13 protein-coding genes are annotated in these 13,145 nt (G+C 70.8%); all 13 read right to left on the reverse strand.

Annotation, left to right across the window (positions count from 1 at the left end; all coding sequences use genetic code 11):
• The 13 genes from QNO14_RS06205 to aroC all read right to left on the reverse strand — a co-directional run bounded on the left by QNO14_RS06205 (window position 1) and on the right by aroC (window position 13,144).
• Window positions 1-525, reverse strand: a complete 525-nt coding sequence (locus QNO14_RS06205; protein ID WP_257505987.1) for a PH-like domain-containing protein — start codon at window positions 523-525, stop codon at window positions 1-3.
• Window positions 522-1,844 carry a dihydroorotase gene (locus QNO14_RS06210; protein WP_257505988.1) on the reverse strand — a complete coding sequence of 441 codons (1,323 nt, stop codon included), beginning with the start codon at window positions 1,842-1,844 and terminating at the stop codon, window positions 522-524. Before QNO14_RS06210 ends, QNO14_RS06205 begins: the two co-directional genes overlap by 4 nt.
• Window positions 1,841-2,806 carry an aspartate carbamoyltransferase catalytic subunit gene (locus QNO14_RS06215; RefSeq protein ID WP_257493580.1) on the reverse strand — a complete coding sequence of 322 codons (966 nt, stop codon included), beginning with the start codon at window positions 2,804-2,806 and terminating at the stop codon, window positions 1,841-1,843. The genes QNO14_RS06210 and QNO14_RS06215 overlap by 4 nt, the downstream gene beginning before the upstream one ends.
• Window positions 2,803-3,333, reverse strand: a complete 531-nt coding sequence (gene pyrR / locus QNO14_RS06220; RefSeq protein WP_257493578.1) for a bifunctional pyr operon transcriptional regulator/uracil phosphoribosyltransferase PyrR — start codon at window positions 3,331-3,333, stop codon at window positions 2,803-2,805. The genes QNO14_RS06215 and pyrR overlap by 4 nt, the downstream gene beginning before the upstream one ends.
• A 97-nt stretch (window positions 3,334-3,430) precedes the next feature.
• Window positions 3,431-5,005, reverse strand: coding sequence for a Rieske 2Fe-2S domain-containing protein (locus tag QNO14_RS06225; RefSeq protein WP_257505989.1), 1,575 nt, complete (start codon window positions 5,003-5,005; stop codon window positions 3,431-3,433).
• An 82-nt stretch (window positions 5,006-5,087) separates the two neighbouring features.
• Window positions 5,088-8,048 (reverse strand): DEAD/DEAH box helicase, encoded by a 2,961-nt coding sequence (locus tag QNO14_RS06230; RefSeq protein ID WP_257505990.1) that lies wholly within the window; start codon window positions 8,046-8,048, stop codon window positions 5,088-5,090.
• Between the two features lie 34 nt (window positions 8,049-8,082).
• On the reverse strand, window positions 8,083-8,493 hold the full coding sequence (gene nusB, locus QNO14_RS06235) for a transcription antitermination factor NusB (RefSeq protein ID WP_257505991.1): 411 nt from the start codon (window positions 8,491-8,493) through the stop codon (window positions 8,083-8,085).
• Window positions 8,494-8,511: 18 nt separating this feature from the next.
• Complete coding sequence (efp, locus tag QNO14_RS06240; protein WP_257493574.1) at window positions 8,512-9,072, reverse strand: elongation factor P; 561 nt, start codon at window positions 9,070-9,072, stop codon at window positions 8,512-8,514.
• A gap of 88 nt (window positions 9,073-9,160) precedes the next feature.
• Window positions 9,161-9,619 (reverse strand): type II 3-dehydroquinate dehydratase, encoded by a 459-nt coding sequence (locus QNO14_RS06245; RefSeq protein ID WP_257505992.1) that lies wholly within the window; start codon window positions 9,617-9,619, stop codon window positions 9,161-9,163.
• Between the two features lie 150 nt (window positions 9,620-9,769).
• The gene (locus tag QNO14_RS06250; protein ID WP_257493572.1) at window positions 9,770-10,336 is read right to left on the reverse strand and encodes a GNAT family N-acetyltransferase; all 567 of its coding nucleotides are present in this window, start codon (window positions 10,334-10,336) and stop codon (window positions 9,770-9,772) included.
• Window positions 10,333-11,421 (reverse strand): 3-dehydroquinate synthase, encoded by a 1,089-nt coding sequence (aroB, locus tag QNO14_RS06255; RefSeq protein WP_257505993.1) that lies wholly within the window; start codon window positions 11,419-11,421, stop codon window positions 10,333-10,335. Before aroB ends, QNO14_RS06250 begins: the two co-directional genes overlap by 4 nt.
• Entirely contained in the window at window positions 11,418-11,936 is a 519-nt protein-coding gene (locus tag QNO14_RS06260) for a shikimate kinase (protein WP_257505994.1), read from the reverse strand. The genes aroB and QNO14_RS06260 overlap by 4 nt, the downstream gene beginning before the upstream one ends.
• Entirely contained in the window at window positions 11,933-13,144 is a 1,212-nt protein-coding gene (gene aroC, locus QNO14_RS06265) for a chorismate synthase (protein ID WP_257505995.1), read from the reverse strand. Before aroC ends, QNO14_RS06260 begins: the two co-directional genes overlap by 4 nt.
• Between the last annotated feature and the right edge of the window lies 1 nt (window position 13,145).

Consider the following 13,145-nt stretch of genomic DNA (forward strand, 5'->3'; position numbering starts at 1 on the left):
TCACGCGGGGTCTCCTGTCGTGGGAGCGGAGTCGGGGATCTGCCGCAGCGCGTCGACGAGCGCGCGCGCGGAGGTCTCCTGGGGTCGGAAGTAGGAGTCGACGACGATCTCGTCGCCGTCGGCGGTGGGGATCTGCCAGTCCAGTCGCGCCAGGCCGTCGCGCTCGACGACGCGGTCGATCGCGACGGTGGCCTGTGCGACGCCGTTGATGCGGGCGCGGTCGATGAACAGGCGCGACTGCCCGACGAGGTCCAGGGCCACACCGGCATCCGTCACGGTGACGTCGGCCTTGGATCGGAAGCCGAGGCCGCGGATGGCGAGCCGCTCGAGCGGCTCCCCGTGGCGGGTGGTGGCGACGTACAGCGCCGGGAAGACGCCGATGACGGTGGCGCCGGCGGGGATCTCTCCCACGGGCGGCGCGAAGCCGGCGTCGCGGCGGGATCGTCGTTTCCAGCCCCAGGCGACCAGACCCAAGAGGCCGATCGCCACGGCCACGATGATCAGCAGTGCGGTCTCGCGGGTCATGCCGATGCCTCCGTCATCTCGCGCAGCGCGCCGTCGGCGACCGTCGCGCGGCCCCGGTGCAGCGTCCAGCGCACCTCGCCGGGAAGCTCGCGACCCAGGTAGGGCGAGTTCGCGCTGCGTCCGCGCAGGTCGTCGCGACCGAAGGGGCGCACCGGGGCGGGGTCGTAGAGCGTCAGCGACGCGGCCTCGCCCGCCGCGAGCGGCGTGCCATGACCGGCGAGCCGGCCGATGCGGGCCGGGGTGGTCGACATGACGCGCGCGACGTCGTTCCAGCCGATGAGCCCCGTCTCGACCATCGCCTGCTGCACGACGCGCAGGGCGCTTTCGAGCCCCACCATGCCGTTGGCGGCCGCAGGCCATTCGCAGGCCTTGGCCTCTGCAGGGTGCGGGGCGTGGTCGGTCGCGACGATGTCGATCGTGCCGTCGGCCAGACCCTCGCGCACGGCCTGCACGTCCTCCGCCCGCCGCAGCGGCGGGTTGACCTTGAAGCGTGCGTCGTAGCCGCGCACGAGCTCCTCGTCGAGCAGCAGGTGGTGCGGGGTGACTTCGGCGGTCACGGCGATGCCGCGCTTCTTCGCCCAGCGGATGATGTCCACCGACCCCGCGGTGGACAGGTGGCAGACGTGCAGGCGGGAGCCGACGTGCTCGGCCAGCAGCACGTCGCGGGCGATGATCGACTCCTCGGCGACGGCCGGCCAGCCGGCGAGCCCCAGCTCGGCCGAGACGGTGCCCTCGTTCATCTGGGCGCCCTCGGTCAGCCGCGGGTCCTGCGCATGCTGTGCGATGACCCCGTCGAAGGCCTTCACGTACTCCAGCGCCCGCCGCATGATGAGCGGATCCCAGACACAGAAGCCGTCGTCGCTGAAGACGCGGACCTGTGCGCGGGAGGATGCCATCGCCCCCAGTTCCGCGAGTCGCTCGCCCTTCTGTCCGACCGTCACGGCCCCGATGGGCTGCACGGTGACGTATCCGGCGGCCTCGCCGAGGGCGAGCTCCTGCTCGACGACGCCCGCGGTGTCGGCGACGGGGGACGTGTTGGGCATGGCGAACACCGCGGTGTAGCCGCCGGCGGCAGCGGCGCGGGAGCCGGTGAGGATCGTCTCGGACGCCTCGTAGCCGGGCTCGCGCAGGTGGGTGTGCAGGTCGACCAGCCCGGGGAGGGCGATCAGCCCGTCGGCGTCGATCACGGTGGCCCCGGCACGGCTGAGTCCCGTGCCCACCTCGGCGATGCGCCCGTCGGCGACCACGAGATCGGCGGTGCGGTGGTCGCCCGCTCCGTCGTGGATGCGTGCGCCGCGGATGAGGAGGCTCTCGCTCATCGTCCGTCCTCTCCTGCTCGTGCGCGCTCCCCCGCCAGCAGCAGGTAAAGGGCGGCCATCCGCACGGACACGCCGTTCGTCACCTGTTCGAGCACGGTCGAGCGGGGCGAATCGGCGGCGTCGGCGGAGATCTCCAGACCCCGGTTCATGGGACCGGGGTGCATGACAATGCTATCGGGCGCGAGACGCCCCAAACGCCCGGCGTCCAGACCCCACCGGCGGGAATACTCCCGTTCAGTCGGGAAATAGGCCGCGCCCATGCGCTCCAGCTGAATCCGCAGCATCATCAGCGCGTCGACACCCTCGTCCAGTGCGTCGTCCAGGTCGTAGCGCACGTGCACCGGCCACGCCGAGACGTCCTGCGGAACCAGGGTCGGCGGCGCGACCAGCGTCACCTGGGCGCCGAGGGTGGTCAGCAGCCACACGTTCGAGCGCGCGACGCGGGAGTGGAGGATGTCGCCGACGATCACGACGCGGAGCCCCGCCAGGTCCCGGCCACGGCTGTCGCCGGCGAAGAAGCGCTTGCGGATCGTGAAGGCGTCCAGCAGGGCCTGGGTGGGGTGCTCGTGCGTTCCATCGCCGGCGTTGACCACTCCGGCGGTGATCCAGCCGCTCGTGGCGAGGGTCTGCGGGGCGCCGGACGCACCGTGGCGGATGACGACGGCATCCGCCCCCATCGCCTGCAGTGTCTGGGCGGTGTCCTGAAGGGATTCTCCCTTCGACACCGACGAGCCTTTCGCGGAGAAGTTGATGACGTCGGCCGAGAGTCGCTTGGCGGCGGCCTCGAACGAGATGCGGGTGCGTGTGGAGTCCTCGAAGAAGAGGTTCACCACGGTCTTGCCGCGCAGCGTCGGCAGCTTCTTGACCTCTCGCTGCTGGGTGTCGGCCATGTCTTCGGCGACGTCGAGGATCTGCAGCGCGTCGTCGCGGCTGAGGGTGCGGGTGTCGAGCAGGTGCCTCATGATCCGATCGTCACCTCCTCGACGCCGTCGACCTCGGCGAGGCGCACGTTGACCCGCTCGTCGCGGGCGCTGGGGAGGTTCTTGCCGACGAAGTCCGGCCGGATCGGCAGCTCGCGGTGGCCGCGGTCGACGAGGATCGCCAGGCGCACGGCGGCGGGGCGCCCGATGTCCTGCAGCGCGTCGAGGGCGGCGCGGATGCTGCGGCCCGAGAACAGCACGTCGTCCACCAGCACCACGGTCTTGCCGTCGATGCCGCCCGCGGGGATGGCGGTGGGGTGCGGCGCCCGCGTCGGGTTGCGGTGCAGGTCGTCCCGGTACATCGTGACGTCCAGCGCCCCGACCGGAATGCTGCGGCCGGAGAACTCGCTGACGAGAGTGCCGATGCGTTCCGCGAGAGTGACACCGCGGGTCGGGATGCCGAGGATCACGAGATCGTCCGACCCCCGGTTGGACTCGAGGATCTCGTGCGAGATCCGGGTCAGTGCTCGGGCGATATCGGCGTCGTGCAGCACGGTGCGCGTGCTCATCCGCCGCTCCCTTCTCCGCCTCACAGGACGGTGTTAAAGGTTGCTGGGTGTGCCCGCTCAGCCTACCGGCCCGGGAGCCGGAACGACGACGGCGCGCTCAGGCGGCGGGGCTCGCGGCGGCGCGGTGCAGTTCGTCCTCGACCTGGCTGGCGCGGATCGGGTGCCCGAGGGTCGACAGGCACTTGCCCGTCTTCAGGTCCCACTTCCAGTCGTGGAGCGAACAGGTGAGCACGTCGCCCTCGATCTTGCCGGTCTTGGACAGGTCGGCGCGCAGGTGCGGGCAGCGGCGCTGCACGGTCCAGTCGTCGAGCTGGATGTCCTCGGAGACGTCGGACTGCTCGGCGTACCAGTTCTCGACGTACTCGATGCGGTCGCGGGAGAGGCACTTGAAGAAGGTGTAGATGAACTCGTTGAACTTGCCGACGCGACCGGCCTGGAACTGCATCGACAGGAAGATCGAGTTCGACCAGTCGATCTCGCGCTCGGCGATGTTCGTGGAGACGAGGTCGGCGGGGATGGTGAACCAGTAGTTGGTCTCCTCCCCCGCGTACTCCCGCACCTTGGCCTTGGGGAAGTCGATGCAGAGGTCGAGCTCACCGATCGTCATGCGCACCGGTCCCCCGACGCCCTCGCGGAAGATGCGTCCGCGCCGCAGCAGTGGCTCCCACCAGGCCTTCAGCTCGGCGAGCATCTCGGCCGGCGGCAGCACGGGCGCGCGCGAGGCCTCTTCGGCGCGGATCTCGTCCTGCCGGCTCGCGCGCTGCTCCTCGAGGTACGACCACTTGTCGGAGAAGATCCGCTCGATCTCGGCCTCGGAGTACAGCGTCTGCTCGACCGTCTGCCGGCCGTCTTCGATCGTGACGACGGTGCCCGGGATGAAGACGTGACCGTCGTACTTCGGGGCCTCTTCCTTCATCCTGGCGAGGAACTGAGCCTGGTCGGTGAAGATCGAGTCGTTCTCCTGGCCGAGCCCGTTGTAGCGGAAAAGCTCGTCGCGCAGGAACATCGGCGGGCCGGCCATAGGGTACACATGGGGCGCGTCGACCTTCTCGATGTAGAACATCGCCCGCTTGTGCTGGGCCTCGCGCTTGAGGTGGGCGAAGTTGACCTTCGCCTCGTCCGGCAGGTCGTAGACCATGGGCCACCAGATGGCTCCGGAGAACTGCGTGAAGTAGGCCTCGGGCTTGCCGAAGCTCAGCAGCTTCTCGAGGTCCAGCGGATGCGAGTCGTTCTGGTTCAGGATCGACGCGGTCCCGTCGTCGACCGAAAGCGACGAGTCGCCGATGGGGCCGTCGCTGGGTGCGCGCAGCGGCGTGATCATGAGGCGCAGCGGTCCGCGCTCGATGATCTCCCCCGCCTGGGTGTACGTGATGTTTTCGTAGCCGAGCCCTCGCAGGTCGTTCTCGAGGTCGTCCGTCGGGTAGTCCGGAAGCAGCACCTCGATGTCCTTGCGGACGTACTTCTCCAGCATCCAGGGGTCGAAGTGGTCACGGTGGCGGTGCGAGATGTACAGGAAGTCGGCGTTGCCGAAGCGTTCCCAGTCGAGGGCGCGGTTGTCGGGGAAGACGAACCACGAACCGTAGAACGACGACTTGATCACCGGGTCGCAGAGGATGGTGCCTCCTGCCGTCTCGATGAACATGCCGGCGTGGCCGAGCCCCGTGATGCGCATGGATTCCTCCCGTGTCGAACAGTTCCCGAGTCTACGTCGTGACCTCGCGGGGGTCGGGCCGCGACGCCGTGACAAACGCGTCTCAGAGGTCGAACAGCGCCCGGATGTCGTCGGCGTCGAGCTCGTGCGAGAACAGGTCGTCCGCGTCCAGGACCGACTGGAACAGCCGCGCCTTGCGCTCCTGCAGGGCCATCACCTTCTGCTCGATCGTGCCATCGGCGACCAGTCGGTACACGTTCACCGGGCGCGTCTGCCCGATGCGGTGCGTGCGGTCGACGGCCTGGGTCTCGGCCGCGGGGTTCCACCACGGATCCAGGAGGAACACGTAGTCGGCTTCGGTGAGGGTCAACCCGAAACCGCCGGCTTTCAGACTGATGAGGAACACCGGCGCATCGCCGTCACGGAACCCCGCGACGACGTCCTGCCGGCGACGGGTGGACCCGTCGAGCCGGGCGTACGGGATGCCGGCGGATTCCAGCCGGCGCTCTGCCAGATCGAGGAACGAGGTGAACTGACTGAAGACCAGCGCGCGGTGCCCCTCCGCGGCGAGCTCGGTGAGGTGCTCGACGAGGGCGTCGAGCTTGGCGGAGGCAATGCGCGCGTGGCGACCGTCGATCAGGGCGGGCGACAGGCTCAGCATGCGCAGCAGCGTCAGCGAGCGGAAGACGATGAAGCGGTTGCGGTCGAGGTCGTGCAGCAGCCCGAGCACCTTCTGCCGCTCCCGCTGCAGCACGGTGTCGTACAGGGCCCGGTGGTCGTCGCCGAGGCGCACCCGCAGCTCCTGCTCCTGCTTGGGAGGCAGGTCGGGGGCAACCAGTTCCTTCGTACGGCGCAGGACGAAGGGGCGGATGCGACGGCGCAGCCGCTCCAGGCGGCGCGCACGGTAGGGCCCGCCTTCGGCGTTCTCGGGCGTCTTGCCCTGCTCGATGGGTTTGATGTACTCGGTGCGGAAGCGCTGCGCCGACGGGAAGAGCCCGGGCGAGGTCAGCGACAGCAGGGCGTGCAGTTCGCTGAGGCTGTTCTCCAGCGGCGTTCCGGTGATGGCGAAGGTGACGTCCGCGCGCAGGGTCCGCACGATCCGGTGGAGCTTCGTGGCCGGGTTCTTCACGAACTGCGCCTCGTCGAGCAGGAGGCCGGCCCACTCGACCGCCCCGTACTCGTGCTCATCCAGGCGCAGCAGCGTGTAGGAGGTCACGACGATGTCCGCGCCCACAGCGAGGGCGGCGACGTCGGCGTCGCGCCTGGCTGCGCTGACGTCGATCGTCCGCACGACCAGTCCCGGGGTGAACCGCTCCGCCTCGCTCTGCCAGGTCGCCAGCACCGACGTCGGCGCCACCACCAGGAACGGCCGTCGCTCCCCCGTCTCCCGAGTGTGCGCGATCAGGGCGAGCGCCTGCACGGTCTTTCCGAGTCCCATGTCGTCGGCGAGGATGCCGCCCAGGCGCTGCCGCCAGAGGAACGCGAGCCAGTCGAACCCGCTGCGCTGGTACGGCCGCAGTTCTGCCCGCCGCGCGGCCGGCACCGGGGTGGGCTCGACACCGCCCTGCCCGCGCAGGCCATCGACCGCCGCGCGCCAGGTCACGGCGGGCTCTGCCTGGTCGGCGAGATCCTCGAAGTCCGACCACAGGGCGCTCTGGTACCGGCTGATGCGGGCGCCGGTCTCCCACTCGTCGAGTTCCGCCGCCTCGTCCACCAGCTCGCGGAGGCGATCGAGCGCAGGGTGGGCGAGCGAGAAGTAGCCGCCGTCGCTCAGCAGCATCTTGCTGCGGCGCAGGGTGAGGGCCCGCAGCAGCGGCGCGAACGGGATACGGCGCCCGTCGATCGTGACGAGGATGCCGAGCTCGAACCAGTCGGCATCCGTGGTCTCGACAGTGGTGACGGTGATCTCCGGGATGCCGGTGAGCTCCCGGTAGGAACGGCGGATGCCGGTCACCTCCACCTCGACGTCGTCAAGCTGCTCGAGGCGCGGCAGCACGGCGTGTGCGAACTGCGCGGCATCCGCTCCCGTGAACGCCGCATCGGCGGCGAACGCCAGGTCGCCGGCGCCGTTCCAGGCGTCCTCGACCGCCTGACGCACACCGGCTTCGAAGTCGCCGTCGCGGTCGGCGGCGGGCGGCGCCGTGAAGGGGGCGGGTGGGACGCCCGCGTAGTGCCATGACCAGGTGATGTCCACCCTGTCGCGGGGCGCGAACGCCACCGCCAGGTGCAGTCGCGGCGGGGCGGCAGGCGGCGCCGTCACACCCGTGCCGAGGGCCACCGGGGTGTGCCGGGTGAGCCGGGGCAGGTGATCGCGCAGGAACTCGTCGCTCTCGTCCGGTGGCACCACGACCGGGGTGCGGGCGCGCAGCACCGCGCGGACGGGTTCGGGGACTGCTGCCGCGGCCAGGGTCACGTCGATGCGCTCGCCGGAGGGAGCGAAGCGATAGAGGCCGACGGCGCCGAGCGGGCGCACCTCGGCCGGGCCGACATCGTCGCCGTCGATGGTGACGTGGGCGACGAGGGCGAGGCCTTCGCCGGCGCGCTCGGCCCGCAGCGAGGCGGAGGCGCTCTCGGCGACGGTCACCGTCTGCTGCGGCTTGGTCGAGCGCATCGGGATGCCGAGTGCCTGCGCGTCGCGCAGGTGAGGCCAGAAGAGCCCCGATTCGACCTCGTCGGTCAGCAGCCACTCCGACCCGTCGGGCAGGGTGCCGAGCGTGCGGGCATCACGGACGATGCTGTACAGCTCGACGAACCAGCGTGCCTGCGCGGGGTCGTAGCCGTGGCCGGGGCGACGCAGCGCATCCCACGAGGCGCGGCCCTTGATCCAGGTGTCCGAGCGGTCGCTGCGCACGAGCGGGCGCAGTCCGACGGCGACGTCGGCGCCGAACGCGTGCAGGTCGCGCGACGTCGCCGTCTGCCAGCGGGGTGCGCTCCACGGCGAGCCGTCGCGGCGCGCGCGCTGGCGCAGCTCGACGCCGAGCGCCAGGGGCGGCGCGGCGCCGAGCCTGCCGGGCGTCGCGAGCACGGCGCGCCAGTCGGGCGAGGACGGGTCCACGGGCTTCATTCTCCCGGCACCCGCGGACACCGCCGCAGCGGGGTCAGGATGCGCGGGCGATGCGGCCGAGCACGCCGTGCACGAATGCGCCCGAATCGTCGGTGGAGTATTCCTTGGCCAGTTCCACGGCCTCGTCGATGGCGACCGCGGCGGGGACCTCGTCGTTGTGCAGGATCTCCCACGTGGCCATCCGCAGGATGGCGCGGTCGACGGCCGGCATGCGGTTCAGGACCCAGTCCTTGGAGACGCCGGTGATCTGCTCGTCGATCTCGTCGCGGTTGTCGATCACACCGTCGACGATCTCGCGGGCATAGAGCCATGACGTCTCGCGGGACGGCTCGTTCGCGGCGCGCTTGGCCTCGGCGGCCAGGGTCACTCCGAGGTCGTCACCGCGCACGTCGGACTGGTAGAGGATGTCGAGGGCGCGCTTGCGCGCCTTGCTGCGGGCACTCATGAAAGGGCGGTGCCCCGCTCAGTTGACGCGGCCGAGGTAGTCGCCCGTACGGGTGTCGACCTTGACCTTCGTGCCCTGCTCGACGAACAGCGGAACCTGGATCTCGTACCCCGTCTCGACGGTCGCGGCCTTGGTGCCGGCCGATGAGCGGTCGCCCTGCAGGCCCGGCTCGGTGTAGGTGATCTCCAGCACGACCGACGCGGGGAGCTCGACGTACAGCGGGTTGCCGTTGTTCATCGCGATCTGCACCTGCTGGTTCTCGAGCAGGAAGTTCTTCGCGTCGCCGACGGTGGCGGCCGGCACGCTGAGCTGGTCGTAGTCGGCCACGTCCATGAACACGTAGCTGTCGCCGTCGTTGTACAGGTAGGTGAAATCGCGTCGGTCGACGTTCTCGATCTCGATCTTCGCGCCCGCGTTGTACGTGCGGTCGACGGTCTTGCCGGACACGACGTTCTTGAGCTTGGTGCGCACGAAGGCGCCTCCCTTGCCCGGCTTGACATGCTGGAACTCGATGACGTTCCAAAGCTGGCCGTCGATGCTGAGGACGACGCCGTTCTTGATGTCTGCGGTGGATGCCATGGGAGAAGGGAGTCCGTTTCGTGTGAGGGTGTCGGGCGCTGCGCGCGGGCCCGGCGTTCGATTCTACGGGATGACGTCGGGGATCGTCTCAGGCGTCGGCGTTGCCGGTGATGACATCCAGCAGCAGGGCGGTCGCCTTCGCGTACCCGGCCACACCCTCCCCCGTGACGTGGACGACGGCCACATCCGCGATGTAGGAGCGGTGGCGGAAGGGTTCGCGCGCCTGCACGTCGGAGATGTGAACCTCGGCCACGGGCAGCGCGACCCCGGCCAGCGCGTCGCGCAGCACCACCGAGGTGTGCGACAGCCCGCCGGGGTTGATGACGATGCCGGCGCAGTCGTCGTGGGCGGCGTGGATGGCGTCGAGCAGCACGCCCTCGTGGTTGCTCTGCACCGCCCGCACCTCGAAGCCGCGGCGGGCGGCGGTCTCGGACACGATGCGCTCGACGTCGGCCAGCGTGTCCCGGCCGTAGACGTCGGGTTCGCGGATGCCGAGGAGGTTCAGGTTCGGGCCGTTGACCAGCAGGAGGCGGCGGGGCGTGCTCACCCTGGCACCCTATCGTCGGCAGCATCCGTTCCCGGAATCCGCGTCCTTCCTGTCTCCCGCAGACAGGAGATCTCACCGGCACAGGTCGCACGCCGTCGGGACGTCCTGTGTCGGTGAGTCTTCCTGTGCCGGGGAGGTGTCTCGCCGGTGTCAGCGGTGGTCGCCGGTGCCCGGCAGGTCCCGGGCCATGACGATCTCGGGTCCGATCGGCCCGTCGAGGGTCTCCCCGGTGGGGAGGAAGCCGGCCCGCCGGTAGGCGGCCTGGGCGCGCGTGTTGTCGCGGTGCACGTCCAGGTGCACGCGGCTGAGCCCCGCCGATTGCGCCCACTGGGCGGCCGCGTCCAGCAGCAGATCGATCGCGCCGGAGCCGCGGCTGTCCGGCCGCACCCACACGCCCACCACATCGGCGCGTCGGTCGTCGACGAATCGGCCCAGGTGATCGGTCTGACCGGTGGCCCGTACGAGCACGACGGCGCTTCCCACCGGTTCGTCGTCGAGGATCGCGATGAACTGGGCGGCGGTCTCGCCGAGCGCGGCATCCTCGGTGCGCGACTGCCAGAAGGCGTCGCTGCGCGCGGCCGTCGTGGCGTGGCTCTCGAGGAACGCGATCGCCGCATCGGGGTCTGCCGTGGCAGCCAGCCGCAGCGCACGCACCTCTCGCCATTCGTCAGCGCGGATGCGACGAACCGACAGGCGAGGGTCGGATGCCGGCGTCACTCGGAGAGCTCCTGGTACGCCGCGAAGAGCAGCGACTCGTCGGGCGCCTGCAGCACCGTCGGGCGGGCGATGTCATCCAGCACGATGAAGCGCAGCATGCCGCCGCGGGTCTTCTTGTCGCGCTGCATCGTCGCCAGCAGCTGCGGCCACGCGCCGGGACGATAGCTGAGGGGCAGCCCCAGCGTCTCGAGGACGTCGCGGTGACGCTGCGCCGCGGCATCCGGCAGCCGGCCGGCCAGGCGGGACAGCTCGGCGGCGAACATCATGCCGACCGACACCGCCGCGCCGTGGCGCCACTGGTAGCGCTCCGCGTGCTCGATGGCGTGACCCAGCGTGTGGCCGTAGTTGAGGATCTCGCGCAGCCCCGCTTCGCGGAAGTCCTCGCTGACCACGCGCGCCTTCATGTCGATGGCGAGCTCCATCGTGCGCCGGAAAGCCGGGGATGACGGGTCCACGGCGGCGACGGGATCCGCTTCGATGAGGTCGAGGATCTCGGGTGCCCAGATGAATCCGGCCTTGACCACCTCGGCGTAGCCGGCGATGCGCTCGTTCGCGCCCAGGGAGTCGAGCATCTCGAGATCGCAGAGCACGGCATGCGGCGCCCAGAACGCGCCCACGAGGTTCTTCCCCTCTGCGGTGTTGACGCCCGTCTTGCCGCCGACGGCGGCGTCGACCATGCCGAGCACCGTCGTGGGCACCAGGATCACCTTCACACCGCGGAGCCATGTGGCCGCGACGAACCCGGCGAGGTCGGTCACCGCTCCCCCGCCGAACCCGATGACGACGTCGGTCCGGGTGAAGTCGGCCTGCCCCATCACCTGCCAGCAGAAGGCGGCGACCTCGATGCGCTTGCCCGCCTCGGCGTCGGGGATCTCGGCCAGCAGCACCTGCCGACCGCCGCCGAGCGCGTCGGTGAGCTGCAGCCGCAGGGCCTCGGCGGCGTCGCGCAGCGTGGGGGGATGCACCACGAGCACCTTCTTCGCCTCTGCCGGCACCAGTTCGGGCAGCTGGGAGAGGATGCCGCGGCCGACCAGGATGTCGTGGGGGGCGCTGCCGGTGACCGAGATGGTGGTGGTGTCGGTCATGCGTGCTCCTTGGGGGATTCGGTGGCCGCGGCCCAGTGGGCGACGGCGTCGACCACCTCCTGCAGGGGGCCCCGCGAGGTGTCGAAGGTCACGTCCGCCGCCTGCTCGTAGAGGCTGCGCCTGGCCTGGTAGATCTCGGTCCAGCGGGCGACGGCATCCTCCCCCTGCAGCAGGGGTCGGGTGGTGTCGCGGATGCGGGAGGCGATGGTGTCGGGTGAGACCGTCAGCAGCACGACGCGATGGCCGGTGAGGGCGTCGCGGGTGTCGGGGTCGAGGATCGCCCCGCCGCCGAGGGCGACGACGCCACCGGTGGCGAGCGCCGCCCCCACCGCGTCGCGCTCCACGGCCCGGAAGTGCGGCTCGCCGTGCGTGGCGAAGATGTGCTCGATCGGTCCGTGCGCGCGCACGATGGCCGCGTCGGTGTCGGTGAACGGCAGGCCGAGGGCCTTGGCGACGCGTCGGCCGATGCTCGTCTTGCCCGCGCCCATGGGGCCGATCAGGACGAGCGCGCTCATGTCAGCGAGGGGTCGCTGGCGTGTGTCGTGCGCAGCGTCGCCGGGATGGCGGCGAGGTAGGACTGCAGGTTGCGGCGGGTCTCGCCGACGCTGTCGCCGCCGAACTTCTCCAGCACCACCTCGGCCAGCACGATCGCCGTCATCGCCTCGGCGACCACACCCGCGGCCGGCACGGCGCAGACGTCGGACCGCTGGTGGTGGGCCGAGGCGGTGTCGCCGGTGGCGACGTCGACCGTGCGGAGGGCGTGCGGCACCGTCGCGATCGGCTTCATCCCGGCCCGGACGCGCAGCACGGTGCCCGTGGACATGCCGCCCTCGGTGCCGCCGGCGCGGTCGCTGGACCGGGCGATGCCGGCATCCGTGGCGAACAGCTCGTCGTGCGCGGCCGAACCGCGGCGGCGGGTGGTCTCGAAGCCGTCACCCACCTCGACGCCCTTGATCGCCTGGATGCTCATCAGCGCCTGCGCGAGCTTGGCGTCGAGTCGGCGGTCCCACTGCACGTGCGAACCGAGCCCCGGGGGCAGCCCGTAGGCGAGCACCTCCACGATGCCGCCGAGGGTGTCGCCGTCCTTGCGGGCGTCATCCACCTCCGCGACCATCGCCGCGCTCGTGGCCGCGTCGAAGCACCGCAGCGGATCGGCGTCGAGCAGGTCGACGTCGTCGGGCGTGGGAAGCGCCGCCCCGGCGGGGACGTGCACGGGCCCGATCGAGAGGGTGTGGCTGACGAGGCGGATGCCGAGTTCGCCGAGGAACGCCCGGGCGACGGCTCCCAGCGCGACGCGTGCCGCGGTCTCGCGGGCGCTCGCGCGTTCGAGGATGGGTCGTGCCTCGTCGAAGTCGTACTTCTGCATGCCGACGAGGTCGGCGTGGCCGGGCCGCGGCCGGGTGAGCGGGGCGCTGCGGCCGCGGGACTTGTCGGTGAGCTCCACCGGTTCGGGGCTCATCACCTCGACCCACTTGGGCCACTCGGTGTTGCCGATGCGCAGCGCAATGGGGCTTCCCATCGTGGTGCCGTGACGCACGCCGGCGGAGATCGAGAGCTCGTCCTGCTCGAACTTCATGCGCGATCCGCGGCCGTAGCCGAGCTTGCGGCGGGCGAGGTCGGCTTGGATGGCGTCGCGCGAGACCGGCACGCCGGCGGGCATGCCTTCCATGATGGCGACGAGTTCGGGGCCGTGCGATTCGCCGGCCGTGAGCACGCGGAGCATT

It is taken from the genome of Microbacterium sp. zg-Y625 (assembly GCF_030246925.1).
GTDB classification, from domain to species: Bacteria; Actinomycetota; Actinomycetes; order Actinomycetales; family Microbacteriaceae; genus Microbacterium; species Microbacterium jiangjiandongii.